Below are 26,400 nucleotides of genomic sequence, written 5' to 3'. Positions count from 1 at the left end.
TCAGCGCCGCAACGCCTCGACCGGTTCGATGCGGGCGGCGCGCCAGGACGGGTAGAGGCCGGCCACCAGGCCGGTGACCAGACCGACGAGCGGCGCCGCGAAGACCATCAGCGGATGGACGATCGGCGTCCAGTCCCGGGCGGCGGCGGTGGCCACCACCGTCGCCGTGCCGAGGTCTGCTGTGCGGCGCCCATCCCGTCGAGGCGAGCATCGCCGCCCGGGCCCCGGGGTCGGGCGGCCCCCAGTTCAGCTCGGCGGCGGTGACGCCGTGGAGCCCGGCGACGCGTGCGTCGGCGTCGGGCGGGAAGGCCACCGGCCGACAACCCCGGTGGGAGGCGGCGGAGGCCGCGAGCCCCGAGGAGATCGCCACCGCGGTCGCGGACACCGAGTGCATGGCCGCGAACAACGTGGCCGGTGTCTGGTTCGCGGTCGAATCCGCTTACCAGAAGCGGGAGATCGAGGCGAACTCCGAGAAGCTCGAAGAGGTCCGCAAGGCCATCGACACGAGCATGCGCGTCGCGGAGGAAATCACCCCGCAGGTCTGACCGGGCAGCCGGTCACGCCGTCCGTCCTTCGGCCTTCGGGCCCGGTCAGGACGGCGTGACCGGCTTGTAGTTCGCCGGGACCTTCGCGTCGGGGCGGCGCAGGTAGAGGGGTTCGGGCGGGAGCAGTTCGCCGCCGTCCTTGAGGCGCTCGACGGCGAGGCGGGCCAGGGCGGCGGCGTCGACGTGCTCGGGGCCGCCCACGGACGTGAACGCGTCGGCGTACAGCGCGGCGCCCGCACCGACGGCCGGCAGCCCCGCGACCGAGGCGGCGATGTCGGCGGCGCGGTCGACGGACGGGCCCTCGATGCGCGTGCGGGCATCCGCGTACCGCGCCCAGTAGACCTCCTTGCGCCGGGCGTCGGTCGCCGCGACGAAAGGCGTCTCGCCGCCCGCCGCGTACGCCAGCGCGTCCAGCGTGCAGATGCCGTGCACGGGGATGCCGAGGGCGTCGCCGAGAGCCCGGGCAGTCATCAGGCCGACGCGCAGGCCGGTGTACGGCCCCGGGCCGACCCCCACGGCGATGTCGGTCAGCTCCGCGCGGCCGCGGCCGGCGTCGGCGAGCGCGGCCACGATTCCGGGGACCAGCAGTTCGCCGTGCCGTCGCGCGTCGATCTGCGTGCAACCGGATACGACCCGGGACCCGTCGTGGAGTGCGACGGTCACGGCGGGGGTGGCGGTGTCGAAAGCGAGCAGAAGCACCGCCCAAGGCTATCCCCACGGCGTGGCGCGGCCGACCGCCTCGCACGGACGCGCCCGCGGTGCTGGCACGATGTGTGCCGTGGGGTACCGCGCCGCCGCGTTGCGCGCGAGGCCGCGTCGGGGACGGCGGGCCGCGTGGCGGCTGTGCGGCAGGCGGCGCCGGCGGGTGCGCGGCACGAGGTGCGGTGTGCCCCGTCGGTACGCGTGGTTCGGGTGGGCAGAGCGGTCGGGCGAGAGGCGAAGTCATGGCGAATCCGGGGACGACGGTCGCGGGCATCACGCTCGTGGCGCTGGTCGGCGTGGGGGCGCTGGCCTGGAAGGCCGCGGACACCGCACCGAAGGACCGCAAGGCCGACGTGACGAGTTCGACCGCGCCGGTCGCGTCGCCGGGTTCCTCGCAGGCGCCGGTGCAGGAGCCGCCCCCGGCGGCGATTCCGGCGAACTCGGGCAGTGGCAAGCGCGTCGTCTACTCGGTCGGTCAGAGCCGGGTGTGGCTGATCGACACCGTGAACGGCAAGGAAGAGGCGCTGCGCACGTACCCCGTGGTCGCGGGCTCGGTGCTGACACCACCGGACGAGTACCGGGTCAAGGGCAAGACGGTGGGCCCGCAGCGCGGCGGCGACGGGCTGCGGATCGAGAACACCGTGGCCATTGGGAGCTTCAACGGGATGACGCTGGGCTTCAGCGCGACCGACACGCCGCTGGACCAGGTCGCGGCGGGGAGCGTGCCGCCGTCGAGCCCGTCGGCCACGACGACGCGCAGACCGACCGGGCGGGCGACCGCGACCAAGAGCCCCACGGCGACGGCGCGGCCGAAGAACGCGGGGGTGCGCGAGACGCCCGCGGACGGCAAGGCCCTGTTCGAGTTCGTCGACATCGGCACGCTCGTGGTCGTCGTGCCCTGACGCCCCGCACCGCACCTCATCGGCACGCTCGTGGTCGTCGTGCCCCGAGGTCCCGACCCCGCCGTGCCGCGCCGCGGATGTTGTGAAGTAGCTCTCCCCGGCATGCCCCGTACGGCTCAGTGACCAGGCCGTACGGCATCTCGGCACGCGTGTTCGCACCACCGCGACGTCACTTTTTCCGATTTGTCGACATACCATCACCCTCAGAGTGACGGCAGGTCGACCGGTGCTTCGGGTCCGGGACACCGGGTACAGCGGAAGTGGTGACGAGTGGCGACGCACAACCCCCGCCCCGGCGCGCACGCCGGCGGCCCGCCGCCCTCCGCGCCCGCGGTCACGGTCCCGCGCCGACGCCGCTTCGTCGACTACCCGCGCTCGAACAAGTCCGGCGTGCGGCGCTGGATCCCCTCCTTCAAGCACTTCGCGACGGCGTTCGTGTTCGTCCTCGGTCTGCTGTTCCTCGGCGTCGGCGTCGTCTACGCGCTCACCCCGATCCCCTCGCACGCGAACGCGGACGCCACCAAGCAGAGCAACATCTGGCAGTGGAGCGACGGCAGCGAGATCGTGCGGACCGGCGCGACGAACCGGCAGAACGTCCCGCTGTCGGACGTGCCCAAGCAGGTGCAGGAAGCCTTCCTGGCCGCGGAGAACCGCAGCTTCTACACCGACTCAGGCATCTCCCTGACCGGCACCGTGCGCGGCCTTTTCAAGTCGGTGACCAGCGGCGGGTCGTCGCTCCAGGGCGGCTCGACGATCACGCAGCAGTACGTCAAGAACCTGTACCTGACGCAGGAGCAGACCGTCTCCCGGAAGTTCAAGGAGGCGATCATCGCGGTCAAGATGGACCGCGAGGAGTCCAAGGACGACATCCTTGAGGGCTACCTGAACACGGTGTACTTCGGACGCGGGGCGTACGGCATCCAGGCCGCGGCCCAGGCGTACTACGGGGTGAACGCGTCCCAGCTCACCGTCGAGCAGGGCGCCTACCTCGCGGTGCTCATCAACGCGCCCGGGGTGTACGACGTCAAGAGCACCACCGAGCGCGGTCGGGCCAACGCCCTCGCGCGCTGGAACTACGTGCTCGACGGCATGGTGAAGTCCAAGTGGCTGACACCCGGCGAGCGCGCGTCGATGGTGTTCCCCGAGCCGCTGGACCCGAAGACGCAGCCGGGCCTTGAGGGCATGAACGGCTACCTCGTCGAGACCGCCAAGCGGTACCTGCTGGACAACAAGGTCGTCGACGAGCAGGAACTCGCGGCGGGCGGCTACACAATCCGCACGACCTTCGACAAGGCCAAGACGCAGGCCATGTACAAGACGGTGCAGGACACGCTCAAGGACAACCTCGACCCCGACGCGCGGCCCGAGGACGTGGGCGTGCGCGTCGGCGGGGCGTCGGTGGACGTGGCCACCGGGCGCATCGTGGCGATCTACGGCGGGCCCGACTACGTGAAGCAGTACGTGAACAGCGCGACGCGGCGGGACGTGCAGGTCGGGTCGACGTTCAAGCCGTACGTGCTGGCGGCCGGGCTGCGGGACGGGGTGCAGAAGAACAAGAAGCGCGTGCCGATCACCCCGCAGACGCGGTACGACGGCGACGACGACGTGGTGATCACGTACCCGAACGGCAAGCCGGTCATGGAGAACGGCAAGCCGTGGCAGCCGGGCAACGAGGACGGCCGCGACTTCGGCACGATCACGCTGTCGCGGGCCATGGACGTCTCCGCGAACACGGTGTACGCGCAGCTCAACATGGACGTCGGCCCCGACAAGGTGGTCGAGGACTCGATCCGCAGCGGCCTCGCACCCGACACCCCGGGCCTGGAGCCCAATCCGTCGCTGGCTCTGGGCACGGCGACGCCGAGCGCGCTGGACATGGCCAACTCCTACGCGAGCTTCGCGGGGCGCGGGTCGCACGTGGACGCGTACTCGGTCGAGGAGCTGACGCACAACGGCGACCACGTCGGGCTGCCCGACCACGACCACGAGCAGGTCTACACCGAGGGCCAGGCGGACAACGTCAACCAGGTGCTCCAGTCGGTCGTGGAGTCGGGCACGGCGACGCGCGCACAGGCACTGGGACGGCCGGCCGCGGGCAAGACGGGCACGACCGACGACAACAAGTCGGCCTGGTTCGTGGGCTACACGCCGCAGTTGTCGACGGCGATCGGGATGTTCCGGCAGAACCCGACGAGCCACGAGTTCGAGGACATGTACGGAACGGCGGGCCTCGCGCGCGTCGACGGCGGCAACCTGCCGACGCGGATGTGGACGACGTACATGCGGTCGGCGACGGCCGGGCAGCCCGTCGTGGACTTCCGGCTCCCGGCCGACGACAACTCGGACGAGGTCCCCGCTCCCACGACCGGCACGCCCACCACGCCCCCGCCGAGCACGGGCACGGGGACGCCGGCGCCGGGCACGACGTCTCCCCCACCCGCGACGTCGAGCGGCCCGCCGACGTCGGGCACCCCGTCCACCGGCGGCTCATCCGGCCCCGGGCCCACGACCTCGCAGCCGCCCACCGAGGGCGACGACGACGGGACAACCGGCGGAAGCACCGGCGGCGACGACTCAGACGGCAGCACGGGCGGCGACAACACAGGCGGCGGCACCGGAGGAACCACCGTTCCCCCACCCCGCGACAACGCCGCCGCCCGAACGGGCGCGCCCAGGGAAACCGCCGCCCACTGAGGCGCCGCCTACCGGCTACGCCTTCAGCGCGGCCGTGAGGTCGACGCCCGCCCAGCGTTCCCCGAACGCGCGCACGGTCACCACGCGCGGGTCGTCGCCGACCTCTTCCACCGACTCGGCGCCGGCGTCCGCAAACTCGGCCCCCGGCCCGGGACCGGCCTCCGCGCCGCCTTCCGCCCGTTCGATGAACACCGCGAGCCGGTCCTCGGTCAGGTCCTCGACCTTGCCCTCGCCCCACTCCACGACCGTGACCGACTCGTCCAGCGAGGCGTCCAGGTCCAGGTCGTCGACCTCGCCCGCGACGTCGTCGGTGGCGCCCAGGCGGTACGCGTCCACGTGCACGAGCGCGGGCCCGCCCACCAGCGACGGGTGCACGCGCGCGATCACGAACGTCGGCGACGTCACCGCCCCGCGCACCCCGAGGCCCGAGCCCAGGCCCTGCGTCATCGTGGTCTTGCCCGCGCCCAGCCCGCCGGACAGCACCAGCAGGTCGCCGCCGCGCAGCAGTGCCGCGAGCCGCCGCCCGAGGTCGCGCATCTCCCCGCCGGTGGCCACCACCACGCGGGCTTCCGGCACTGTCCCGTTCACCGCTTCCTGCCCCTGCACGTACGCCATCCCCAAACCCGGCGGCCGATCCGCCGCGCCGATCCAGCTGTCTCCGCTCCGGCTCCCGCTGCCCCGGCGGCACCGGCCGCCGCCCGGGGCACCGCGCCCCCGCGCCCCGAACCTACGTCCAACGACGCGCTAACCCGCCGCGTCACGTCCGGCGCCGGAGCCCAACGATCCGTTTCGCCGCGAGCCACCGGGCGCGCCGCCGCGCCGGGACGGTTCGCGCGCGGCACGCGCGAGGAGCCCGCGCAGCGCCGCATTGACCACCTCCGGATGCTCCAGCGGCGTCAGGTGGCCCGACTCCGGGACGACGACCAACTCCGAACCCGACAGCGCCTCGTGGATCGCCTCGCTGTGCGACGCCGGGGTCATCAGATCCCCCTGGCCGCCCACCACCAGGGTAGGCACGCGGTCGATGACCGGCAGCGCGGCCAGCTTGTCGTGCGTCTCGAACGCCGGGAAGAACTCCGCGATGACATCGATCGGCGTCGCCGAGATCATCCGGTCGGTGAACCGCACGAGGACCGGGTCCACGTCGGAGTCGAAGGCGTACCGCTCGGTGAACATGTAGACCAGGTCGCGCGCGGCGCGGCGGCCCGCCTCGACGATCGCGGCCCGCCGCCCGAGCGTGCGCATGACGCCCGGGGCGATCCGGTGCACGAGCCGCGCACCCGCCGCCGGGATGCCCAGCGTGACGGTCGCCCACTTGCCGGCCGACGTGTTGAGCAGGCCCACGCCGACGATCCGCTTGCCGAACAGCTCGGGATGCCGGTCGGCGAGCGCCATGATCGTCATGCCGCCCATGGAGTGACCCAGCAGCACGATCGGCCCGCGCGGCGCCAGCTCCTGGATGACGGCGTACAGGTCGTCCCCGAGCTGGTCGATGGTGGATGTCTCCGGCGCGCCGCGCCCGGACCGGCCGTGGCTGCGCTGGTCGAACAGCACCAGACGGTGTTCGCCGCGCAGTTCGGCCCGCTGGAAGTGCCAGCAGTCCATGTTGAGCGTGTATCCGTGGCACAGCACCACCGTCAGCGGCGCGTCCGCGGCTTCGTCGACCTCGGCGAACAGTTCGACGCCGTCGGCGGCGGTCACGATGTGCGGTGCGCCGCGCAGCGTGCCGTACTCCGCGATCGCGTCCATCTCCGCCTCGGCGCGCCGCCGCACCCGGCCCACGGTCATGCGCTCGATGGCGACCCCGGCCGCGGCGCCTACCGCGAGCACGCCGACTGCGGCCCCGAAGATCCCGGCGCGCTTGCCGACGCTCGAACCGCCGGCCACAATCGCCGCCACCTCGGTGGCCGGCACTCCCGTCGGGTCGCTCATCGGGCCCCCAGGAACACCCGCGGCACGCGCGACCCGATCCGCGTGACGATCTCGTACGCGATGGTCCCGGCCGCCCGGGCCCAGTCCTCCGCGGTCGGCTCGCCGCCGTCGCCGGGGCCGAACAGCAGCACCTCGTCGCCCGGCGCGACCGCCTCGTCGTCGCCGAGGTCCACGACGAACTGGTCCATCGCGACGCGGCCCACGACGGTGCGCCGGGCCCCGCCGACCAGCACCGGGCCCGCGCCGCCGGCATGCCGCGGGACGCCGTCGGCGTACCCCAGAGGGACGAGCGCGAGCGCGGTGTCGCCCTCGGCGTGCCACGTGTGCCCGTAGCTGACCCCGTGCCCGTCCGGCACCCGCTTGACCGAGGCCACCGACGCGGCGAGCGTCATCACCGGCCGCAGCCCGAGGGCGGCAGAGTCGGACACGTCGGGCACCGGCGAGAGGCCGTACGTCGCCAACCCGCTCCGCACGAGGTCGAAGTGCGACTCGGGCAGCGTCAGCGTCGCCGGGGAGTTGGCGATGTGCCGCACCTCGGGCGTGACCCCGCACTGCTCGGCGGCCGCGACGGCGTCCCGGAACACCGCCAACTGGGCGGCGATCGACGGGTGTCCGGGCTCGTCGGCGCATGCGAAGTGCGACCACAGCCCCACGACCTGCACCAGCTCGTCGGCCTGCGCCTTCAGGGCGGCCTCGACCAGGGCGTCCCAGTCGTGCGGCTGGCACCCGTTGCGGCCCAGGCCGGTGTCGGCCTTCAGGTGCACGCGTGCGGTACGCCCGGTCGCGCGCGCCGCCTCCTCGACCTCGGCCAGCGCCCACAGGCCGCTCACGGAGATGTCGATGTCCGCCGCGACCGCCTCCTCGAACGGGTCGCCGGGCACCCACAGCCAGCTCAGCACCCGCCCGGTGTCCCCCGTCCGGCGCAGCTCCAGACCCTCGGTCGGCAGCGCGGTGCCCAGCCACGCGGCCCCGGCCTGCCGGGCGGCGCGCGCGCACTGGACCATGCCGTGGCCGTACGCGTCGGCCTTCACCACGGCCATGACCTGCGCCGACCCGACCCGCTCGCGCACCGCGGCGACGTTGTGCCGGAGCGCGTCGAGGTCGATCCGGGCTTCGGCACGCATAGGGCGGTGGATCCCCTCGTTCGGCGGTCGGACTGCTGATCGGCACCCGATGCCGGCGGCGATCGGTATCCCAGTGTGGCAGGCCCGCATGGATCACGCTGGCGGGGACGCGGCCGCCCGACCGACCGGTTGAAGCCCGGGAGCGCGCGGCGGGCGCGCGGACGCCCGCGAGACGGAACACGACACGCGCCCGCACGCCCGCGCGGTTCCGCCGGATCCCCCAGGCGGCGCGTCTCGGCGCAGGTCGGACCCGGTGCCGGTCAGCCCCCGCACACCTCCCGCCACGCGTCCGGCAGGGCCCGCAGGACGTCGGACGCCGCGCACGGCCCGCCGTCCTCGGCCGCGAGACGTCCCGCCAGACCGTGCAGGTACGCCCCGCACACCGCCGCGTCCGTGGGCGACAGCCCGGCGGCCAGCAGCGCGCCGGACAGGCCGGTCAGCACGTCGCCGCTCCCGGCCGTGGCCAGGTAGGGCGTGCCGGTCGGGTTCACCCATACGGTGCCGCCGGGGTCGGCGATCACCGTCGTGCTGCCCTTGAGCAGCACGGTGGCGCCGTAGCCGGACGCGAGCCGCCGGGCGTACGCGATCCGGTCCGTCTCGACCTGGTCGCGCGCCGCCTCCTCGCCTAGTCCGGCGAGGAGACGGACCGCCTCCCCGGCGTGCGGGGTGAGCAGTGCGCCCGGGGTGCCGCGCAACGCCTTCGGACCCGATTGCGCCAGAAGGGTGAGCCCGTCGGCGTCGACCAGAACCGGGACTTCGGAGGCCAAGGCCGTCGCCAGGCGCTCGCGGGCCTCGTCGTCCGTGTCGATGCCCGGGCCGACGGCGTACGCCTGGACGCGGCCCGGACCCACCATCACTTCCGGGTGGGCGGCCAGGACGGCGTCGCCGACCGCGCGCGGGCCGAGGTAGCGCAACGCGCCCGCGCCGCCGTGCAGGGCCGCGCCGGTCGCGAGCACCGCGGCGCCCGGGTAGCGCTCGGACCCGGCGGCCAGACCGAGGACGCCGCGCGCGTACTTGTCGGTCTCGCGGGCGGGCCGCGGCAACAGCCGCGCGACGTCGGCGTGTTGCGCGGCACGCAGCACCGGCTCGGGCGGGTCGAGGCCGATGTCGACCAGTTCCACGACCCCGGCGTGGCCCGCGCCCGGGTCGACCAGCAGCCCCGGCTTGTGGGTGCCGAACGTGACGGTCACGTCCGCGCGCAGAGCCGCCGGGAGGCCGTCGGCCGACGCGGGTACGCCGCCGGTGTCGGCGTCGACGCCGCTCGGCAGGTCGACCGCGACCACGACCGCGCGGCTCGCTCCGACGGCCCGGGCGAGTTCGGCGGCGGGCGGCCGCAGGCCGCCTCGGCCGCCGATTCCGACGATGCCGTCCATGACGAGGTCGGCCGCGGCGACGAGGCGCTCTGCGGCCGCCGCAAAGCCCGCCGTGTCGTCGGGGGGCGCCACCCGCCCCCCGGCGGCTCGCAAGGCCGCCAGACCCCCCGTGTGCGCCTTCTGCGGGCTCAGCAGGAGGGCGTCGACGCGTGCGCCGCGGCGGGCCAGCCTGGCCCCGGCGTAGAGCGCGTCGCCGCCGTTGTCGCCGCTGCCGACGAGCAGTACGACGCGACTCCCGTAGACGCGGCCGAGGAGGCCCGCGCACGTCGCCGCGAGACCGGCGGCGGCACGCTGCATGAGCGTTCCGTCCGGCAGGACGGCCATGAGCGCGGCCTCGGCCGCCCGGACCTGTTCGACGCTGTGGGCTTCGCGCACCCGACTGCCCTCCCGGCTGTCTCGTGTCTGGCGGATCCGGCAGTACTGGCGGCGGCGGACACCTCTCAGCCCTCCGCGATCACGACAGCCGAAGCGATGCCCGCGTCGTGGCTCAGCGACACATGCCAGCCGGTGACCCCGAGTTCGGCCGCCCGCTCGGCGACCGTGCCGCGGACGGTGAGCACCGGGCGCCCGGAGTCCTCGGTGCGGATCTCCGCGTCCTGCCACTGCAATCCGCTCGGTGCGCCGAGCGCCTTCGCCAGCGCCTCCTTGGCCGCGAAGCGCGCGGCGAGCGAGGCGACCCCGCGCTCCTGCCCGGGCCGGACGTACCGCTCCGCCTCGGTGAACAGGCGGTCGGCGAGCCCCGGCGTACGCTCCAGCGACAGCCCGAACCGCCCGATGTCTGCGACGTCGATCCCCACACCCACAATCACCGCGCCAGCATGGCACGCCCTCGCCCGCCGCCGTCCGCACGTCCCCGCACACGGCGAAGGCGGGGTCCGGTGGACCCCGCCTTCGGGCAGTGCGTCGCCTTCCCCCGTCTTCCCTCACCCGGGCTCAGCCGCGGGCCGCCACCGGCTCGCGGGGCGCACCGTCCGCCTCCTCGGCTTCAACGCGCTCGCCTTCGACGCCGTCGCCCTCGACCGCCGTGCCGCCCTGCCGCACGACCGTGCTCGGCTCACCCTTCGGCCTGGCGGGCGCCTGGCCCGCGAACATCGCGCCGAGCGCCAGCAGCAGGCCCAGGACCTGCCACACCGTCAGGGTCTGGTCCAGCACCACGATGCCGCCGATCGTCGCGACCGCCGGGTTGACCAGCGCCAGGAACGACACCGGCCCGGCGCCGAGGCGGTCGATGCCGCGGAACCACAGGACGTACGCCAGCGCCGTGCCGAACAGGCCCAGGTACACGAACCCGATCCAGTTCTCGCCGGTGAACGCCGGGGGCGCACCCTCGGTGACCAGGGCCAGCGGCGCCAGGAACAGTCCGCCCGCGGTGAGCTGCCAGGCCGTCAGGTCAAGCATGGTGACGCCTTCGGGCTTGCCCCACTTGCGGGTCAGCACGGTGCCCAGCGCCATGATCACGATCGCGGTCAGCATGGCCGCGATGCCGACGCCGTCGAGCTTCGCACTGCCCTTGAGCACCAGCAGCCCGACGCCGACGACACCCACGAGACCGGCGATCACCGCACGGCGGCTGGGCCGGGCGCCCAGGATCATCGCCGAGAAGCCGATCACCAGCAGCGGCTGGATCGCCCCGATGGTCGCGGCCACGCCGCCGGGCAGGTGGTACGCCCCGACGAAGATCAGCGGGAAGAAGAACCCGATGTTGAGCATGCCGAGGATCGCGGCCCGCCCCCACCACCTGCCCCTCGGCAGCTTGCGACCGAGCAGGAGCAGCAGCAGGCCGGCGGGCAGCGCGCGCAGCGCCGCGAGGAGCATCGGGCGTCCGTCCGGCAGCAGCTCCGTCGTCACCAGGTACGTCGTGCCCCACGCCGCCGGTGCGAGCGCGGCCGCCGCCGCGACGCCGATCCGCCCCGCCGAACCCTTGCCTGCCATGACGCCGCCCATGACCCCATCCCCTCAACGTTGACTATCTGAACGCTGAGATAAGTTGTACGCTGTCAAAGCGAGAACGTCAAGTATATGAACGTTGAGATAATGAAGGCTGGTAGAACTTCCGGGGAACACCTCACCCGCAGCACCCCGCACACGACCAAATACACGCCACACCACTGACATGTAGAAGGCGGAACGCATGCCCGAGCAGCAGCCGGCACAGCAGCAGCAGTACACCCAGACGCCTCTGCGGCCCGAGGAGCGTGACGCCGTGGACGACATCGTCGACCAGTGGGCCCGGGAGCGCCCCGAAATGGACCTGGCTCCGATGGCCCTCGTCGGCCGCTACAACCGGTTCCACGCACACGTCGAGGCGGGCCTGCGCGAGTACTTCGCCCAACACGGCCTGGACTTCTCCGAGTTCGACGTGCTCGCCACGCTGCGGCGTTCGGGCGCACCGTACGAACTCAACGCCCGCGCGCTCCTGAAGTCCGCGATGGTCACCTCGGGCGCGATCACCAACCGCGTGGACAAGCTCTCCGGCAAGGGCCTGGTCGAACGCCATCCCTGTGCCACCGACCGCCGCGCCGTCATGATCCGGCTGACCCCGGCCGGCAAGGAGCTCATCGACGGCATCGTGATGGGCCACGTGGCCAACGAGGCGCGCATGGTCGACGTGCTCACCGACGAGGAACGTACCCAACTCGACGGCATCCTGCGCAAGCTGCTCATCGCGAAGGAGGGCTCACCGAGCTGAGCCGGGCCGAGCGGGGCTGAGCCGGGCCGAGCGGGGCCGGGCCGAGCGGGGCCGAGCCGAGCGGGGCCGAGCCGAGCGGGGCCGAGCCGTGCCCGCCGGGCCGCCCCTGGCCCCCTCAGTACGCCGCCAGTTCCAAACGCAATATGTGCTGCGGCCCCGCATCGCCGCCGTAGTAGCGCCGCCCGTCGTCCACGAACCCGCCGGCCAGGTACGCCCGTACCGCGCCCGCGTTCCGCACGTTCACCGTGAGCAGCAGCACCTCCGCCCACGGCGCGAGCTTCAGCGCGGTCTCCGGCAGCGCGCGGATCGCCGCGCCGCCGAACCCGCGCCGCTGCCACTCCGCACCGATGTAGAACCCGCGCAGCAGCACCGCGCGCCCCGGCTCGTCGGCGATCTCGTCGAGGTACCCCTGCACGTCCAGGACGCCGAACCCGACCGCCGTGCCGTCGTGCACCACCGCATACGGCGTACGGAACGGATCCCGGTCCGCGATCGGCAGCGTGTCCGCCGCCCGGCCGGAGAACTCCTCCTGGTCGGCCCGCGGCGCGAGGGCGCGCACCGCGTCCCGGAACCGGGCGACACCCGGCTCAGCCTCTGCATCGGCGTCCGCGACCGTCAGGTCGACCAGGTCGACGCCCCACGATGTCCGCGCCGCTGCGCGTGATGATGTCCGTGCCATGAGCTCGGGAACCCCGGGCCCCGGAAGCCGCACACGCCGCTCCCGGGGCACCCGTCAGGTGCCTGCCGTCACTCGACGGTGACCGACTTGGCCAGGTTGCGCGGCTGGTCCACCTCGTGGCCCTTGGCCGTCGCCAGTTCGCACGCGAACACCTGCAACGGCACCGTCGCCACCAGCGGCTGGAGCAGCACCGGTGTGGCCGGGATGCGGATGAGGTGGTCGGCGTACGGCACGACCGCCTCGTCGCCCTCCTCGGCGATCACGATCGTCCGCGCGCCGCGCGCCCGGATCTCCTGGATGTTGGACACGATCTTGTCGTGCAGCACGCTGCGCCCGCGCGGCGACGGCACGACCACCACGACCGGCAGGCCGTCCTCGATCAGCGCGATCGGGCCGTGCTTGAGCTCGCCGGCCGCGAAGCCCTCGGCGTGCATGTACGCCAGCTCCTTGAGCTTCAGCGCACCCTCCAGCGCCACCGGGAAGCCGACGTGGCGGCCCAGGAACAGCACCGAGGTGGCCTCCCGCAGCGAGCGCGCGAGGTCGCGTACCGGCTCCATGGTGTCGAGGACCTTCTCGACCTGCTCCGGCATCGCGGCGAGCTGCTCGATCACCTCGGTGATCTCGTCGCCCCACTTGGTGCCGCGCACCTGGCCCAGGTACAGCGCGACCAGGTAGCACGCGACCAGCTGGGTCAGGAACGCCTTCGTGGAGGCGACCGCGACCTCGGGGCCCGCGTGCGTGTAGAGCACGGCGTCGGCCTCACGCGGCATCGTCGAGCCGTTGGTGTTGCAGATGGCCAGCACCTTGGCGCCCTGCTCGCGCGCGTGGCGCTGCGCCATCAGGGTGTCCATGGTCTCGCCGGACTGCGAGATCGTTATCACCAGCGTCTGCCGGTCCAGGATCGGGTCGCGGTAGCGGAACTCGCTGGCCAGCTCCACTTCGCAGGGCACGCGCGTCCAGTGCTCGATCGCGTACTTGGCGATCATCGCGGCGTGGAAGGACGTGCCGCACGCGATGATGACGACCTTGTCGACCTCGCGCAGCACCTGGTCCGGGATGCGCACCTCGTCCAGGCGCAGGCGCCCGTCGGTGCCGATCCGGCCCAGCAGCGTGTCGGCGACCGCCTTGGGCTGCTCGGCGATCTCCTTGAGCATGAAGTAGTCGTAGCCGTCCTTCTCGGCGGCCGACGCGTCCCAGTCCACGTGGTACTCGCGGAACGTGCCCGGGTTGCCCTCGAAGTCGGTGATCGTGACGGCGTCGGCGCGCAGTTCGACCACCTGGTCCTGGCCCAGCTCGACCGCCTCGCGCGTGTGCGAGATGAACGCCGCGACGTCCGACGCGAGGAAGTTCTCGCCCTCGCCGCGCCCGACCACCAGCGGCGAGTTGCGGCGCGCGCCGACCACCACGCCGGGTGCGTCCGCGTGCACGGCCACGAGGGTGAACGCGCCCTCCAGCATGCGGCACACGCGGCGCATCGCCTCGGCCAGGTCGCGGCCCGACGGCTCGAACTGCTCGGCCAGCAGGTGCGTGACCACCTCGGTGTCCGTCTCGGACAGCAGCGTGTGGCCGCGCTCGGCCAACTCGGCACGCAGCACCGCGAAGTTCTCGATGATGCCGTTGTGGACGACCGCGACCTTGTCGGCGTTGTCCAGGTGTGGGTGCGCGTTGGCGTCGGTGGGCGCGCCGTGCGTCGCCCATCGGGTGTGCCCGATGCCGGTCGGACCGACCGCGAGCGGCGATTCCGTCAGCGACTTCTCCAGGTTGGCCAGCTTGCCGGCCTTCTTGTCGCTGACCAGGACGCCGTCCGCGAGCACTGCCACGCCCGCGGAGTCGTAGCCCCGGTATTCGAGGCGGCGCAGCCCCTCGATGACGACGTCCAACGCCGACTGACCACCTGCGTATCCAACAATGCCGCACATGGGGGTCAGCTTAAACGGTCGTCCCGGGCGCCGTGCGGAGCAGCCCGGGGCGCGGTCGCGCGGGGGTCCCGGGGACAATGTGTGGTGTGCACACCATCGTGACGCCCGGCACGGCACGCGACCTGTCCCCGTACGTCGAACTCGACCGCGAGGCGTGGAGCCGGCTCCGGGCAAATACACCGCTGCCCCTGACCGCCGACGAACTGGAGCGGTTGCGGGGCCTCGGCGACGTCGTCGACCTCGACGAGGTGACCGACGTCTACCTCCCCCTGTCCCGACTCCTCAACCTCTACGTGGCCGCCACGCGCGGCCTCAACTCCGCCCTCACCACGTTCCTCGGCAACGACGAGCGCCGCACCACGCCGTTCGTCATAGGCGTCGCCGGGAGTGTCGCGGTCGGCAAGAGCACCACGGCCCGCATCCTGCGCGAGCTGCTGGCCCGCTGGCCCGACCACCCCCACGTGGCCCTGCTGACCACCGACGGATTCCTGTACCCCAACGCCGAGTTGGAGCGGCGCGGGATCATGCACCGCAAGGGCTTCCCCGAGTCGTACGACCAGCGCGCCCTGGTGCGCTTCGTCGCCGACGTCAAGGCCGGGAAGCCGGAGGTCGGCGCGCCGGTCTACTCGCACCTGACGTACGACATCGTCCCGGACGAACGCCTCGTGGTGCGTCAGCCGGACATCCTCATCGTCGAAGGGCTCAACGTCCTCCAGCCCGCCCGCGTCGGCGCGGACGGGCGGCCGCGCCTGGCGGTCTCGGACTTCTTCGACTTCAGCGTGTACGTCGACGCCCGGACCTCGGACATCCGCCGCTGGTACCTGAACCGGTTCCTGAAGCTGCGGCAGACCGCGTTCCGCGACCCTGCCTCGTACTTCCGCCGCTATGCCGCGATGACCGAGGACGAGGCCGTCGCCTACGCGGAGAACATCTGGCGCGACATCAACGAGCTCAACCTCGTGCAGAACGTCCTGCCGACGCGCGGCCGGGCAACTCTCGTTCTGCGCAAGGACACGGACCACACGGTGAGTCGGCTGCGCCTGCGCAAGCTCTGACGCTTACCGTCCGGGCATGCTGCATCTGAGGGCCATCGTGCCGCGCGAGAAGTCCGGTGCCGTGCGCCGCCTCCTCGAAGCGGAGCCGGGCGTCACCCATCTGGTCGTGTGGCCGGGAGTCGCCGTGTCGCCGCCCGGCGACGTGATCGCGTGCGACATCGCCCGCGAGTCGGCGAACCTCGTGCTCGACGACCTGCGCGCGCTCGGCATCGACGAGGACGGCTCGATCGCGCTGGAGAACCTCGACGTCGCGCTGTCCCGCTCGGCCCGCGAGGCGGAGTTGGACGCGCCGGGCGAGGGCGCCGACGCCGTGGTGTGGGAGCAGATCACCGAGGCCACGTCCGAGGAGTCGACGTTCACCGTCACCTTCCTCGCGTTCCTGGCGATCGCCAGCATGATCGCCGCATGCGGCGTGCTGCTCGACAACCCGATCCTGATCGTCGGGGCGATGGTCGTGGGACCGGAGTTCGGGCCGCTGGCCGGGCTGTGCGTGGCCACTGTGCAGCGCCGCCGGGGCCTCGCCGCCCGGTCCGCGTTCGCCCTGGTCGCGGGCTTCCCCATCGCGATGGTGGTCACGATGGCCTTCACCTGGCTGCTCACCTGGTCGGGGGAGTTCAGCAAGGACATGCTGGAGGCGGACCGCCCGCAGACCTCGTTCATCTACCAGCCGGACTGGCTGTCCTTCTGGGTGGCCGTCCTCGCCGGGGTCGCGGGCATCCTGTCGCTGACGTCGTCGAAGTCCGGGGCGCTGATCGGCGTGCTGATCTCGGTCACCACCGTGCCGGCCGGGGCCAACGCGGCGGTGGCGTTGGCGTACGGCGACCTGACCCAGGCCGGGGGCTCACTCGGCCAGCTCGGCCTGAACCTGGTCGCCATCGTGGTGGCGGGGACCAGCACCCTGCTCCTCCAGCGGTACGCCTGGAACCGCACGCACGGCAAGCACCGTCCCGGCGTCCCCGGCCTGAAGCGCGGCTGAGCCCAGGTGGCCTGGCCGCCGGGACCGGGACACGCCGCCGCTCCGGGCCGCCGGGCCCGGGCCGGGCGATCGGACGGCGTGCGGTCAGGCCCGACGGCCGGACCGCCGGACCGGGCCTGCGGTCAGACCGCCAGCTCCGCGCGCACGACGTCCGCGAGCGTCCCGGCCTCCCGCTCGGCCTGCTCGTGCGTCTGCGCCTCGACCATCACCCGCACCAGCGGCTCGGTGCCCGACGGACGCAGCAGCACCCGGCCGCCGCCGCCCAGTCGTGCCTCCGCCTCCGCGACGGCCGCGGCCAGCCCGGCCGACGCCTGCACGCGCGTCCGGTCCACCCCCGACACGTTGATCAGCACCTGCGGCAGGCGCGTCATGACCGCGGCCAGCTCGTGCAGCGGGCGGCCGGTCTGCGCGACGCGCGACAGCAGGTGCAGCGCGGTCAGTGTGCCGTCGCCGGTCGTCGCGTGGTCCAGCATGACCACGTGGCCGGACTGCTCGCCGCCCAGCGTCAGACCGCCGGCCTGCATGGCCTCCAGGACGTAGCGGTCGCCGACCGCCGTCTCGACGATCTTGATGCCGGCCGACTGCATCGCCAGTTTGAGCCCGAGATTGGACATCACCGTCGCGACCAGGGTGTCCTCACGCAACGTCCCCGCGTCGCGCATCGCCAGCGCGAGCACCGCGAGGATCTGGTCGCCGTCGACCTCGTCGCCGTTCGCGTCCACCGCGAGGCAGCGGTCCGCGTCGCCGTCGTGCGCGATGCCGGCGTCGGCGCCGTGCTCGACGACGGCCGCCTTCACGTCGTCCAGGTGCGTCGAGCCGCAGCCCTCGTTGATGTTGAGGCCGTTCGGCTCCGCGTGGATCGTGACCACCTCGGCGCCCGCCTGGCGCAGCGCGTCGGGGGCGACCCGCGACGACGCGCCGTTCGCGCAGTCGAGCACGACCTTGAGGCCGTCGAGCCGGTGCGGCAGCGTGGCGAGCAGATGGTCGACGTATCGCGCGTGGCCCTCCGGATGGTCCTGTACGCGCCCGACCGACGCTCCGGTCGGGCGGTCCCACTCGGTGCCGAGCAGCGCCTCGATGTTGTTCTCGACCTCGTCGGGCAGCTTGTGCCCGCCGCGCGCGAAGAACTTGACGCCGTTGTCCGGCATCGCGTTGTGGCTCGCCGACAGCATGACGCCCAGGTCGGCGCCGAGCAGCCCGGTCAGGTGCGCGACCGCGGGAGTCGGCAGGACACCGGCCCGGTAGACGTCCACCCCGGCGCCCGCAAGGCCCGCGACCACGGCGGCCTCCAGGAACTCGCCCGAGGCCCGCGGGTCGCGGCCCACCACGGCGAACGGGCGCCGTCCGTGGCCCGCGGCGCGGCCCTGCGAGCCCAGTACCCGGGCGGCGCAGACCGCCAGGTCCAACGCCAGCTCGGCGGTCAGCCGGCCGTTGGCCAGACCGCGAACCCCGTCCGTACCGAAGAGTCGTCCCACCTTCGGACCTCCCGCATCACACCGCGAGCACGCGGCCGTCGAAACTGTCGACACATCAGACATGGATCACAAGACATTGAGCACAAGACGTGGAGCACAAGACGTGGAGCAAACACAAGTACCGGACACATGGACTAAACACGCATCGAACGCGCCAGGCAAAAGCGCGCGTCGAGCGCGGCCACCGGTAATGCCGGAAAAGCATCGGGCCCCGGGGCACAGACTCTGTGCCCCGGGCCCCGATGCAAAATGCAGGCTGCCCGCGCCGGATTTAGCGCTTGCTGTACTGCGGAGCCTTGCGGGCCTTCTTCAGACCCGGCTTCTTGCGCTCGGTGGCGCGCGCGTCACGGGTCAGGAAGCCGGCCTTCTTGAGCGCCGGACGGTTCAGCTCGACGTCCGCCTCGTTGAGCGCACGGGCCACGCCCAGGCGCAGCGCGCCGGCCTGGCCGGAGACGCCGCCGCCCGAGATGCGGGCGATGACGTCGTACTTCTCGTCCAGCTCAAGGATCTTGAACGGCTCGTTGACGAGCTGCTGGTGCACCTTGTTCGGGAAGTAGACCTCGAGCGTGCGCCCGTTGATCTTCCACTTGCCGGTGCCCGGCACGATGCGGACGCGGGCGATGGCCTCCTTGCGGCGGCCGGTGGCGGCGCCCGGCTGCGGGTCGCTGAAGCGACCGGCCAGGGACTCCGACGTGTAGCTTTCGAGGGTGACCTCTTCGGTCGTCTCCTCGATGGGGGCCTCAGCGGTGGTCTCGGCCACGATTCTCCTCTTTGCGATCCTCAACCGCTCATCGCGGCTGTGTTGTGGCCGTGACTACTGCGCGACCTGGGTGATCTCGAACGGCACCGGCTGCTGCGCCTGGTGCGGGTGCTCCGGACCCGCGTACACCTTGAGCTTCGACAGCATCTGCCGGCCCAGGGAGTTCTTGGGGAGCATTCCCTTGATGGCCTTCTCGACCGCCTTCTCCGGGTTCTTGGAGAGAAGGTCGTCGTAGCGGACCGCGCGGAGACCACCCGGGTGACCAGAGTGGCGGTACGCCATCTTCTGGGTCCGCTTGTTGCCGGACAGGTGAACCTTGTCCGCGTTCACAATGATGACGAAATCGCCGGTGTCGACGTGCGGCGCGTACACCGGCTTGTGCTTGCCCCGGAGCAGGGCAGCGGCCTGGGTGGACAGACGGCCGAGCACGACATCGGTCGCGTCGATGACGTGCCACTGACGCTGGACGTCGCCGGGCTTAGGGCTGTACGTGCGCACGGTCGATAGCCTTCGCTTCTTCGTGAGTGTGTGCTGACGGGATGGCGCTTGGCTGGGCCCGACGGCTCCCACGCGATGTCGATCTCAGATCTCGATCTCAGAGCATGCGGGGTGCTGCCGGGGGTCTCTTGCGGCGCCCGGCGTACCGACTTCACTCAAGCAAGCCAATACGCACAACGAACCGGCAGAATACCGGGTTTACGCGGCGCCGGTCAAAACGAGCCTCGGGGGACTGTGCTCCCCGAGCCCCCTCCCCTGCCGTCCCATGGTATCCGCCCGCACGAGCGCTTCCGACCACGTACCGACCGCCTACCAGCACCACGTGCGGGCACCACGTCCGGCCGACAGTATGCTGCGGGCCCATGGCGGGGGCCTGGCAGCGAGGCCCGGACCGGGCCGGCACGGGCCCGGCGCCCGACCAAGCCGCGGGAAATCGGTGGGAGGCTGCGGTGAGCGCGGACACCAACGGCGACGGGCGAGGCCGGGATCACCCGGGCTCGGCCGAACCGGCGCCGTGGACCATACGACCCGGAACACCCCTGGACGACACCGGGGAGCAGCACCAAGACCCTTACGGGGCAACGCAGTCCGGCCCCGCGGGCACCGGCGGCGGCAGACCGGGCCGAGCCGGGGGCCGAGCCGCCGCCCGCCGGGCGCGGTCCGGCCGCGGGACGCCGGACACATCCGCCGCGACGCCGGACTGGAGCGCGCTCGCCGACCGCGAGGCCCGGCGGCGTCAGCGGGCCCGTACCTTCAAATTGCGCATCGGCGCCGCGCTCACCGTCCTGGCCGCGGTCGGTGTCACCGCCGCCTGGCTGACCGCCTCGTCGGACGACGACTCCGGCCCGGCGGCGCAGACCGCGCCCACCCAGGGCGCCGAGAACCCGGCGGACTCGGGCGGGGCCAAGCCCACGTTCCGGCCCGCGCCGACCGTGCCCCCGGCGCCCGGCAGCAAGGCCGTCCTCGCCGACCCGCAGCTCGACACCGGGCCCTTCACGCCGGAAGCGCTCTTCCCCACCGCACGGCTCGGCGTCGACGGCCGCGTCTACAACGTCGTCGCCAAGCGCCTCGACACCACCTGCGCGGACGCCGGCAACCCCGTTCTGGGCGGCATCCTGCGGGGCAAGGGCTGCGTCCAGCTCATCCGCGCCACCGTCACGGGGCCGGACGGGACCGCGGCCACCGTCGCGGTCGCCGCGTTCAATTCGGCGGACGACGCCAGGAGCGCCGCGGCCGAGGGCAACGGCAACCGCGAGGCCTCGCTGCTGGGTCTGCCCGGCGGCGCGGTCAAGGAACTGTGCCCGCAGAGCACCCCGGAGAAGCCGGGTGTCACGTGTATACGCCAGACCAACTCCGTGGGCCGCTACGGCCTGTTCCTGGTGGGCGGCTATCCCGGCGCGGACAACCGCATCGACCCGGCCAAGGGCGACCCCAAGGTCGAGCAGACCGGCGACGACCTGGACCAGATCGTCCGCGACGCGCTCACGCAGCGCGGCGAGGAACGCTCCCAGGCCATCTACGACCAGGCCAAGGCGGAGGCCGAGAAGGCCCTCGAAGGGAAGTAGCGCGGGTGAGGCGGCTGGACGGCCCGGGCAGCGTGACGGCCTCGGCGTGACGGCCCCGGCGGGGCTGAGGGGCGCCCGCGACGGCGTCGACGCGGCGTCCTAGACGATGTCGAGGCGGGGCCGCTTGGCGCGGGCGGCTCGTTCGGCGAGGCGCTCGTCGGAGGGGTACGCCACTTCCTCCAGCACCAGCCCGTGCGCCGGTGCGACATGCACCGACGAGTCGCGTACGCCGCGCGCCAGCACCTCCGCCGGCCACCGCACCGGCCGCCGCCCCGTACCGACCGCGATCATCGCACCGACCAGCGAGCGGACCATGTTGTGGCAGAACGCGTCGGCACGCACCGAGGCGATCACCAGCGGCGTGAAACCGGGACCGGCGTCCGCCTCGCCCGGCGTCTCGCGCGCCCAGCGGAACTCCTTGAGGCAGCGCACCGTCGACGCGCCCTCGCGACGCTTGCAGTACGCGGCGAAGTCGTGGTCGCCGAGCAGAAGGCCGGCGGCCTCGTTCATCAGCCCGACGTCGAGCGGGCGGTCCTGCCACACCACGTGCGTGCGGCGCAGCGGGTCGACGCCGCCGGGAGCATCGCTGATGCGGTACGCGTACCGGCGCCACTCGGCCGCGAAACGCGCGTCGAACCCCTCGGGGGCGAACGAGACTTCGCGGATCCGGACGTCGCGCGGCAGCGTTCCGGACAACCGCCGGACGAGCTGGCGGCCGTCCATCGTCCACGTCTCCGCCGGGATGTCCACGTGCGCCACCTGGCCGCGCGCGTGCACGCCCGCGTCGGTCCGCCCGGCCACGGTGAGCTGCGCGGGCTCCGGCAGCCGCAGAACGGTCGTCAGGGCCTGCTCCAGCGTGCCCTGCACGGTCCGCAGGCCGGGCTGACGGGCCCAGCCGGAGAAGTCCGTTCCGTCGTACGCCAGATCGATCCGCAGCCGGATCGGCTCGGCCGCCGCGGCGGCGCCCTCGGGGCCGTGCACGACGGCGTCAGCCGCACGCTCGGGACCGCCTCCCGGCGCCGGGATCTCGGTGCTCACGCTGCTGTTCCCCACTCCGCATGTCCGTCATCGACTGCCCGGGGCGGACCCGGGGAGCCAAAAGGGACGGGCCCGCTCGCCACCCTGGAGGTGGTGAACGGGCCCGCACACGTCGTACGAAGATGTCGACGAAGTCGACGTGTCCGCATCACCCCCGCTTGCGCGGGGACGGATCACTTCTCCGTGTCGACCTTGTCCGCGTCGTCGGCGGCGGCCTCGGGGGCCTCCTCGACGTCGGCGTCCTCGGCGTCGGCCTTCTTGGTGTCGACCTTGGTCTCGTCCGCCTTCGCCGCCTGCTCCTTGACGGAGCGCTTGGTGGCGGCCTCGGCCTCACCCACGGCGGTCTGCGCGACCGTCAGGGCCTCGACCAGCTCGATCACGGCCATCGGCGCGTTGTCGCCCTTGCGGTTCCCGATCTTGGTGATGCGGGTGTAGCCGCCGGGACGGTTCTCGTACCGGGGACCGATCTCCTCGAAGAGCGTGTGCACGACGCCCTTGTCGCGGATGACGGTGAGCACCTGGCGGCGCGCGTGCAGGTCGCCGCGCTTCGCCTTGGTGATCAGCTTCTCCGCGACCGGACGGAGCCGGCGGGCCTTCGCCTCGGTCGTGGTGATCCGACCGTGCTCGAACAGCGCCGTCGCGAGGCCCGAAAGAAGCAGGCGCTCGTGGGACGGGCCGCCGCCGAGGCGGGCGCCCTTTGCGGGACGGGGCATTGCTTTCTCCTTGGTATCCCTGCACCGGCCGTGTCAGGTACCGGTGTCAGTCCGCCCGGGCCGGTCGGCCCGGACGCGAGCCCCCGGCGCGATCGCCGGGGGCGGTCCGTACGAGGGCCCGAAGGCCCCCGCACGACGTGCTGTGGATCGGTACTGACCCCCGCAGCGCGGAAGGGCGACTCAGTACTGCTCGGTCTCGGCGTTGCGATCCTCGGGATTTCTCCCGTCTGAGCAGTCGGCTCAGTACTGCTCGGTCTCCGCGAACCCGTGGTCGTCCTCGTCGCCGAAGCTGTCCGCGGCGGCGGTCGGGTCGAATCCGGGCGGGCTGTCCTTGAGCGCGAGGCCCATGCCGGCCAGCTTCGCCTTGACCTCGTCGATGGACTTCGCACCGAAGTTGCGGATGTCCAGCAGGTCCGCCTCGCTGCGCGCGACCAGCTCGCCCACGGTGTGGATGCCCTCGCGCTTGAGGCAGTTGTACGAGCGGACGGTGAGCTCAAGCTCCTCGATCGGCAGCGCCAGATCGGCGGCGAGCGCGGCGTCCGTCGGCGACGGGCCCATGTCGATGCCCTCGGCGTCGACGTTGAGCTCGCGCGCCAGGCCGAACAGCTCGACCAGGGTCTTGCCCGCCGAGGCCATCGCGTCGCGGGGACGCATCGACGGCTTGGTCTCGACGTCCACGATCAGCTTGTCGAAGTCCGTGCGCTGCTCGACACGGGTGGCCTCGACCTTGTACGTGACCTTCATGACCGGCGAGTAGATCGAGTCGACCGGGATGCGGCCGATCTCCTGGCCCGCCTGCTTGTTCTGCACCGCGGAGACGTAGCCGCGACCGCGCTCGACGGTCAGCTCCATCTCCAGCTTGCCCTTGGCGTTCAGCGTCGCCAGGACCAGCTCGGGGTTGTGCACCTCGACACCGGCCGGGGGCGCGATGTCGCCGGCGGTGACCACACCCGGGCCCTGCTTGCGCAGGTACATCACGACCGGCTCGTCGTGCTCCGAGGAGACCACGAGCTGCTTGATGTTCAGGATGAGGTCGGTGACGTCCTCCTTGACGCCCGGCACGGTGGTGAACTCGTGCAGGACACCGTCGATGCGGATGCTCGTGACGGCGGCACCCGGGATCGAGGAGAGGAGCGTACGGCGCAGCGAGTTGCCGAGGGTGTAGCCGAAGCCCGGCTCCAGCGGCTCGATCACGAACCGGGACCGGAATTCGTCGACGACGTCCTCGGTCAGAGTGGGACGCTGTGCGATCAGCATGGGTTGTCCTCCATGTCTTCGGTGCCCGCTATATGACACCGACGGCTATGGCAAGGGTACGGGCGGAACGGTAGGAAACCGCCCCGCCCGACCCAATTTGTCGTGCTACCCCGGAATTACTTGGAGTAGAGCTCGACGATGAGCTGCTCCTGCACCTGCGTGTCGATGACCTGACGCGCGGGCAGGGAGTGCACGAGGATCCGCATCTTGCCGGGGATGACCTCCAGCCAGGCCGGAACCGGGCGCTCGCCGGCCTCGGCGCGGGCGACCACGAACGGGGTCAGCTCGACGGAGTCCTTGCGGACCTCGATGATGTCGTTCTCGCTGACGCGAGCCGACGGGATGTCGGTCTTGACGCCGTTGACCTGGATGTGGCCGTGGCGGACAAGCTGACGGGCGTGGTCACGCGACTTGGCGAAGCCCGCGCGGTAGACCACGTTGTCGAGACGCGACTCGAGGATGCGCAGCAGGTTCTCGCCGGTCTTGCCCTGCTTGCGGTTCGCCTCCTCGTAGTAGCCGCGGAACTGCTTCTCCAGGACGCCGTAGATGCGCGCGCACTTCTGCTTCTCGCGCATCTGGAGCAGGTACTCGCTGTCCTTGGTACGGCCGCGGCCGTGCTCACCCGGCGGGTACGGGCGGATCTCGATCGGGCACTTCGGCCCTTCGCACTTGCTGCCCTTGAGGAACAGCTTCATCTTCTCGCGACGGCAGCGCTTGCAGTCAGCGCCGGTGTAACGCGCCATGGTTCTTTAACTCCTACTCGGCTTCAGGTCAGACGCGGCGGCGCTTGGGGGGGCGGCAGCCGTTGTGCGGCACGGGGGTGACGTCCTGGATGGAACCCACCTCAAGGCCGGTCGCCTGGAGCGAGCGGATGGCGGTCTCACGACCGGAACCCGGGCCCTTGACGAAGACGTCGACCTTGCGCATGCCGTGCTCCTGGGCACGGCGGGCGGCCGACTCGGCGGCCATCTGCGCGGCGAACGGGGTCGACTTGCGCGAACCCTTGAAGCCCACGTGGCCCGCGGAGGCCCACGAGATCACGTTGCCGTTCGGGTCGGTGATCGACACGATCGTATTGTTGAACGTGCTCTTGATGTGGGCGTGCCCGTGAGCGACGTTCTTCTTTTCCTTGCGGCGCACCTTCTTGGCGCCGGTACGGCTCTTGGGAGGCATCTGCTGGAAACTCCTGAGGTCGTCGGTCCGGCTGAGCGGGGACCGTCATGATCCGGCTCGGCGGACTACTTCTTGCCCGGCTTCTTCTTGCCGGCGATGGCGCGGCGCGGGCCCTTGCGGGTACGCGCGTTGGTGTGCGTGCGCTGGCCACGGACCGGAAGGCCGCGGCGGTGCCGCAGACCCTCGTAGCAGCCGATCTCGACCTTGCGGCGGATGTCGGCCTGGACCTCGCGGCGCAGGTCGCCCTCGACGCGGTAGTTGCCGTCGATCCAGTCGCGCAGCTTGACGAGCTCGTCCTCGGTCAGGTCGCGGACGCGGGTGTCCGGGTTGACGCCGGTGTTGCTCAGGGTCTCCAGCGCGCGGGTGCGACCGACGCCGAAGATGTAGGTGAGTGCGACCTCGACCCGCTTTTCACGGGGCAGGTCTACGCCGACAAGGCGTGCCATGTATGTGGCTCCTGGGTTCGTCGGAGGTCATGCGCAGCACCGGTCCGGAAGGCCCTCTCTTGGATCCTTCGGTCCCCAGCCTCCAACCGGGGGTGGCGTCCCGCGTGTTCCGCTGCGGGGGTCGGGTGCTACGACTCTTACGTGGTGCGTCGCGCGACGATCTCGTGCCGCGTGCGCGGTGCTCTGCCTGCCCGTGGGCGGCGGCCGGGGCTCAGCCCTGGCGCTGCTTGTGGCGCAGGTTCTCGCAGATCACCATGACCCGGCCGTGACGGCGGATCACCTTGCACTTGTCACAGATCTTCTTGACGCTCGGCTTGACCTTCATGATCTCTCCGGTACGTGCTGACGAGGGCGCCCGGAGGCACCCTCATCGCCGAGGCGGTTATCGGTTCGCCCACTCGTCCGCGGTGGACGCGGGGCTCGCCTACTTGTAGCGGTAGACGATTCGGCCGCGGGTCAGGTCGTACGGGCTCAGCTCGACGACAACCCGGTCGTCCGGAAGGATCCGGATGTAGTGCATCCGCATCTTCCCGCTGATGTGCGCGAGAACCTTGTGCCCGTTTTGCAGCTCGACGCGAAACATGGCGTTGGGGAGAGACTCGATGACAGTGCCCTCGATCTCAATGGCCCCTTGCTTCTTGGGCATGTCCTCCGCGTTTCATCTACTCGGGATCATCTACCGTCGGCTGTCTGCGTCACCGCGGCCACGCTCGCGCAACGGCCACAAGTGACCGGTCAGTCGGAGACGTGACAAAAAACGGCTACAGATAAGCCGACGAGTCAGTCTAAGGCACGCACCCACCCGATGGGAAACCGGGGCGGGGGACCCTACCGCATGAACTGGCTTCAGCGGTCAATAGTACGCCCCCGCCGCGCGCCGTCCGG

The 26,400-nt window shown here is 72.0% G+C and carries 27 protein-coding genes and 1 pseudogene; 7 read left to right on the top strand and 21 right to left on the bottom strand.

Annotated features, from left to right (window positions below; genetic code table 11):
- Window positions 1–174 (bottom strand): annotated as a pseudogene (locus ACRX5S_RS14475) (ABC transporter permease); the annotation flags it as partial.
- A gap of 86 nt (window positions 175–260) precedes the next feature.
- Between ACRX5S_RS14475 and ACRX5S_RS14470 the strand changes: the two are divergent.
- Window positions 261–545 (top strand): hypothetical protein, encoded by a 285-nt coding sequence (locus ACRX5S_RS14470; protein WP_436773303.1) that lies wholly within the window; start codon window positions 261–263, stop codon window positions 543–545.
- A 45-nt stretch (window positions 546–590) separates the two neighbouring features.
- On the opposite strand, the gene tsaB is transcribed toward ACRX5S_RS14470, so the two are convergent.
- Window positions 591–1,244 (bottom strand): tRNA (adenosine(37)-N6)-threonylcarbamoyltransferase complex dimerization subunit type 1 TsaB, encoded by a 654-nt coding sequence (gene tsaB, locus ACRX5S_RS14465; RefSeq protein WP_436773302.1) that lies wholly within the window; start codon window positions 1,242–1,244, stop codon window positions 591–593.
- A 245-nt stretch (window positions 1,245–1,489) separates the two neighbouring features.
- Between tsaB and ACRX5S_RS14460 the strand changes: the two genes are divergently transcribed.
- A complete protein-coding gene (locus tag ACRX5S_RS14460; RefSeq protein ID WP_436773301.1) occupies window positions 1,490–2,149 on the top strand; it encodes a hypothetical protein in 660 nt (219 codons plus the stop codon).
- Between the two features lie 270 nt (window positions 2,150–2,419).
- The gene (locus tag ACRX5S_RS14455) at window positions 2,420–4,843 is read left to right on the top strand and encodes a transglycosylase domain-containing protein (protein WP_436773300.1); all 2,424 of its coding nucleotides are present in this window, start codon (window positions 2,420–2,422) and stop codon (window positions 4,841–4,843) included.
- A 15-nt stretch (window positions 4,844–4,858) separates the two neighbouring features.
- Here the strand turns inward: ACRX5S_RS14455 and tsaE are convergent, their stop codons facing one another.
- From tsaE to ACRX5S_RS14425, 6 genes are all read right to left on the bottom strand, one after another.
- Complete coding sequence (gene tsaE / locus ACRX5S_RS14450; RefSeq protein WP_436773299.1) at window positions 4,859–5,458, bottom strand: tRNA (adenosine(37)-N6)-threonylcarbamoyltransferase complex ATPase subunit type 1 TsaE; 600 nt, start codon at window positions 5,456–5,458, stop codon at window positions 4,859–4,861.
- Between the two features lie 129 nt (window positions 5,459–5,587).
- Window positions 5,588–6,775 (bottom strand): alpha/beta fold hydrolase, encoded by a 1,188-nt coding sequence (locus tag ACRX5S_RS14445; protein WP_436773298.1) that lies wholly within the window; start codon window positions 6,773–6,775, stop codon window positions 5,588–5,590.
- Window positions 6,772–7,899 carry an alanine racemase gene (gene alr, locus ACRX5S_RS14440; protein WP_436773297.1) on the bottom strand — a complete coding sequence of 376 codons (1,128 nt, stop codon included), beginning with the start codon at window positions 7,897–7,899 and terminating at the stop codon, window positions 6,772–6,774. Before alr ends, ACRX5S_RS14445 begins: the two co-directional genes overlap by 4 nt.
- A gap of 260 nt (window positions 7,900–8,159) precedes the next feature.
- Window positions 8,160–9,647, bottom strand: coding sequence for an NAD(P)H-hydrate dehydratase (locus tag ACRX5S_RS14435; protein ID WP_436773296.1), 1,488 nt, complete (start codon window positions 9,645–9,647; stop codon window positions 8,160–8,162).
- A 65-nt stretch (window positions 9,648–9,712) separates the two neighbouring features.
- On the bottom strand, window positions 9,713–10,081 hold the full coding sequence (locus tag ACRX5S_RS14430; protein ID WP_436773295.1) for a holo-ACP synthase: 369 nt from the start codon (window positions 10,079–10,081) through the stop codon (window positions 9,713–9,715).
- Between the two features lie 124 nt (window positions 10,082–10,205).
- Complete coding sequence (locus ACRX5S_RS14425) at window positions 10,206–11,216, bottom strand: EamA family transporter (protein ID WP_436773294.1); 1,011 nt, start codon at window positions 11,214–11,216, stop codon at window positions 10,206–10,208.
- A 187-nt stretch (window positions 11,217–11,403) separates the two neighbouring features.
- On the opposite strand from ACRX5S_RS14425, the gene ACRX5S_RS14420 reads away from it, so the two are divergent.
- Window positions 11,404–11,961 carry a MarR family winged helix-turn-helix transcriptional regulator gene (locus tag ACRX5S_RS14420; RefSeq protein WP_436773293.1) on the top strand — a complete coding sequence of 186 codons (558 nt, stop codon included), beginning with the start codon at window positions 11,404–11,406 and terminating at the stop codon, window positions 11,959–11,961.
- Window positions 11,962–12,076: 115 nt separating this feature from the next.
- Here ACRX5S_RS14420 and ACRX5S_RS14415 read toward each other — a convergent pair whose 3' ends face one another.
- Together ACRX5S_RS14415 and glmS are read right to left on the bottom strand one after the other, a co-directional pair.
- Window positions 12,077–12,640, bottom strand: a complete 564-nt coding sequence (locus ACRX5S_RS14415) for a GNAT family N-acetyltransferase (RefSeq protein WP_436773292.1) — start codon at window positions 12,638–12,640, stop codon at window positions 12,077–12,079.
- 68 nt (window positions 12,641–12,708) lie between these two features.
- The gene (glmS, locus tag ACRX5S_RS14410; RefSeq protein ID WP_436773291.1) at window positions 12,709–14,559 is read right to left on the bottom strand and encodes a glutamine--fructose-6-phosphate transaminase (isomerizing); all 1,851 of its coding nucleotides are present in this window, start codon (window positions 14,557–14,559) and stop codon (window positions 12,709–12,711) included.
- A 77-nt stretch (window positions 14,560–14,636) separates the two neighbouring features.
- Between glmS and coaA the strand changes: the two genes are divergently transcribed.
- On the top strand, window positions 14,637–15,614 hold the full coding sequence (gene coaA, locus ACRX5S_RS14405; protein WP_436773290.1) for a type I pantothenate kinase: 978 nt from the start codon (window positions 14,637–14,639) through the stop codon (window positions 15,612–15,614).
- A gap of 16 nt (window positions 15,615–15,630) precedes the next feature.
- Window positions 15,631–16,590: a DUF389 domain-containing protein gene (locus tag ACRX5S_RS14400; RefSeq protein ID WP_436773289.1), complete on the top strand. Its 960-nt coding sequence runs from the start codon at window positions 15,631–15,633 to the stop codon at window positions 16,588–16,590.
- Window positions 16,591–16,712: 122 nt separating this feature from the next.
- On the opposite strand, the gene glmM is transcribed toward ACRX5S_RS14400, so the two are convergent.
- The 3 genes from glmM to rplM all read right to left on the bottom strand — a co-directional run bounded on the left by glmM (window position 16,713) and on the right by rplM (window position 19,323).
- Window positions 16,713–18,065, bottom strand: coding sequence for a phosphoglucosamine mutase (gene glmM, locus ACRX5S_RS14395; RefSeq protein ID WP_436773288.1), 1,353 nt, complete (start codon window positions 18,063–18,065; stop codon window positions 16,713–16,715).
- A 271-nt stretch (window positions 18,066–18,336) separates the two neighbouring features.
- Window positions 18,337–18,825, bottom strand: coding sequence for a 30S ribosomal protein S9 (gene rpsI / locus ACRX5S_RS14390; RefSeq protein ID WP_436773287.1), 489 nt, complete (start codon window positions 18,823–18,825; stop codon window positions 18,337–18,339).
- A 54-nt stretch (window positions 18,826–18,879) separates the two neighbouring features.
- Window positions 18,880–19,323 (bottom strand): 50S ribosomal protein L13, encoded by a 444-nt coding sequence (rplM, locus tag ACRX5S_RS14385; protein WP_436773286.1) that lies wholly within the window; start codon window positions 19,321–19,323, stop codon window positions 18,880–18,882.
- 449 nt (window positions 19,324–19,772) lie between these two features.
- Here rplM and ACRX5S_RS14380 point away from each other — a divergent pair, with 449 nt between their 5' ends.
- Window positions 19,773–20,888: a hypothetical protein gene (locus tag ACRX5S_RS14380; protein WP_436773285.1), complete on the top strand. Its 1,116-nt coding sequence runs from the start codon at window positions 19,773–19,775 to the stop codon at window positions 20,886–20,888.
- Between the two features lie 99 nt (window positions 20,889–20,987).
- Here the strand turns inward: ACRX5S_RS14380 and truA are convergent, their stop codons facing one another.
- From truA to infA, 8 genes are all read right to left on the bottom strand, one after another.
- Entirely contained in the window at window positions 20,988–21,869 is an 882-nt protein-coding gene (gene truA, locus ACRX5S_RS14375; protein WP_436773635.1) for a tRNA pseudouridine(38-40) synthase TruA, read from the bottom strand.
- 230 nt (window positions 21,870–22,099) lie between these two features.
- The gene (gene rplQ / locus ACRX5S_RS14370) at window positions 22,100–22,639 is read right to left on the bottom strand and encodes a 50S ribosomal protein L17 (RefSeq protein WP_436773284.1); all 540 of its coding nucleotides are present in this window, start codon (window positions 22,637–22,639) and stop codon (window positions 22,100–22,102) included.
- Window positions 22,640–22,879: 240 nt separating this feature from the next.
- On the bottom strand, window positions 22,880–23,896 hold the full coding sequence (locus ACRX5S_RS14365; RefSeq protein ID WP_235054790.1) for a DNA-directed RNA polymerase subunit alpha: 1,017 nt from the start codon (window positions 23,894–23,896) through the stop codon (window positions 22,880–22,882).
- A gap of 116 nt (window positions 23,897–24,012) precedes the next feature.
- Window positions 24,013–24,639 carry a 30S ribosomal protein S4 gene (gene rpsD, locus ACRX5S_RS14360; RefSeq protein ID WP_358360782.1) on the bottom strand — a complete coding sequence of 209 codons (627 nt, stop codon included), beginning with the start codon at window positions 24,637–24,639 and terminating at the stop codon, window positions 24,013–24,015.
- A gap of 28 nt (window positions 24,640–24,667) precedes the next feature.
- A complete protein-coding gene (gene rpsK, locus ACRX5S_RS14355) occupies window positions 24,668–25,069 on the bottom strand; it encodes a 30S ribosomal protein S11 (RefSeq protein WP_235054792.1) in 402 nt (133 codons plus the stop codon).
- Between the two features lie 65 nt (window positions 25,070–25,134).
- Window positions 25,135–25,515, bottom strand: coding sequence for a 30S ribosomal protein S13 (gene rpsM, locus ACRX5S_RS14350; protein ID WP_436773283.1), 381 nt, complete (start codon window positions 25,513–25,515; stop codon window positions 25,135–25,137).
- 211 nt (window positions 25,516–25,726) lie between these two features.
- On the bottom strand, window positions 25,727–25,840 hold the full coding sequence (gene rpmJ / locus ACRX5S_RS14345) for a 50S ribosomal protein L36 (RefSeq protein ID WP_009740505.1): 114 nt from the start codon (window positions 25,838–25,840) through the stop codon (window positions 25,727–25,729).
- A 99-nt stretch (window positions 25,841–25,939) separates the two neighbouring features.
- Window positions 25,940–26,161, bottom strand: coding sequence for a translation initiation factor IF-1 (gene infA / locus ACRX5S_RS14340; RefSeq protein ID WP_018382544.1), 222 nt, complete (start codon window positions 26,159–26,161; stop codon window positions 25,940–25,942).
- Window positions 26,162–26,400: the final 239 nt, after the last annotated feature.

Source organism: Yinghuangia sp. YIM S09857, assembly GCF_051388915.1.
In the GTDB taxonomy this organism is placed as follows: Bacteria; Actinomycetota; Actinomycetes; order Streptomycetales; family Streptomycetaceae; genus Yinghuangia.
This window is presented reverse-complemented; position numbering and strand designations above follow the sequence as displayed.

Bases quoted from the DNA above. Each gene is read 5' to 3' on its own strand.
- rplQ (WP_436773284.1), bottom strand. From the start codon at position 22,639: ATGCCCCGTCCCGCAAAGGGCGCCCGCCTCGGCGGCGGCCCGTCCCAC.
- ACRX5S_RS14425 (WP_436773294.1), bottom strand. From the start codon at position 11,216: ATGGGCGGCGTCATGGCAGGCAAGGGTTCGGCGGGGCGGATCGGCGTC.
- rpsK (WP_235054792.1), bottom strand. From the start codon at position 25,069: ATGCCTCCCAAGAGCCGTACCGGCGCCAAGAAGGTGCGCCGCAAGGAA.
- ACRX5S_RS14445 (WP_436773298.1), bottom strand. From the start codon at position 6,775: ATGAGCGACCCGACGGGAGTGCCGGCCACCGAGGTGGCGGCGATTGTG.
- infA (WP_018382544.1), bottom strand. From the start codon at position 26,161: ATGCCCAAGAAGCAAGGGGCCATTGAGATCGAGGGCACTGTCATCGAG.
- tsaE (WP_436773299.1), bottom strand. From the start codon at position 5,458: ATGGCGTACGTGCAGGGGCAGGAAGCGGTGAACGGGACAGTGCCGGAA.
- ACRX5S_RS14460 (WP_436773301.1), top strand. From the start codon at position 1,490: ATGGCGAATCCGGGGACGACGGTCGCGGGCATCACGCTCGTGGCGCTG.
- ACRX5S_RS14415 (WP_436773292.1), bottom strand. From the start codon at position 12,640: ATGGCACGGACATCATCACGCGCAGCGGCGCGGACATCGTGGGGCGTC.
- coaA (WP_436773290.1), top strand. From the start codon at position 14,637: ATGTGTGGTGTGCACACCATCGTGACGCCCGGCACGGCACGCGACCTG.
- alr (WP_436773297.1), bottom strand. From the start codon at position 7,899: ATGCGTGCCGAAGCCCGGATCGACCTCGACGCGCTCCGGCACAACGTC.
- glmS (WP_436773291.1), bottom strand. From the start codon at position 14,559: ATGTGCGGCATTGTTGGATACGCAGGTGGTCAGTCGGCGTTGGACGTC.
- ACRX5S_RS14420 (WP_436773293.1), top strand. From the start codon at position 11,404: ATGCCCGAGCAGCAGCCGGCACAGCAGCAGCAGTACACCCAGACGCCT.
- rpmJ (WP_009740505.1), bottom strand. From the start codon at position 25,840: ATGAAGGTCAAGCCGAGCGTCAAGAAGATCTGTGACAAGTGCAAGGTG.
- rpsD (WP_358360782.1), bottom strand. From the start codon at position 24,639: ATGGCGCGTTACACCGGCGCTGACTGCAAGCGCTGCCGTCGCGAGAAG.
- ACRX5S_RS14400 (WP_436773289.1), top strand. From the start codon at position 15,631: ATGCTGCATCTGAGGGCCATCGTGCCGCGCGAGAAGTCCGGTGCCGTG.
- rpsM (WP_436773283.1), bottom strand. From the start codon at position 25,515: ATGGCACGCCTTGTCGGCGTAGACCTGCCCCGTGAAAAGCGGGTCGAG.
- ACRX5S_RS14365 (WP_235054790.1), bottom strand. From the start codon at position 23,896: ATGCTGATCGCACAGCGTCCCACTCTGACCGAGGACGTCGTCGACGAA.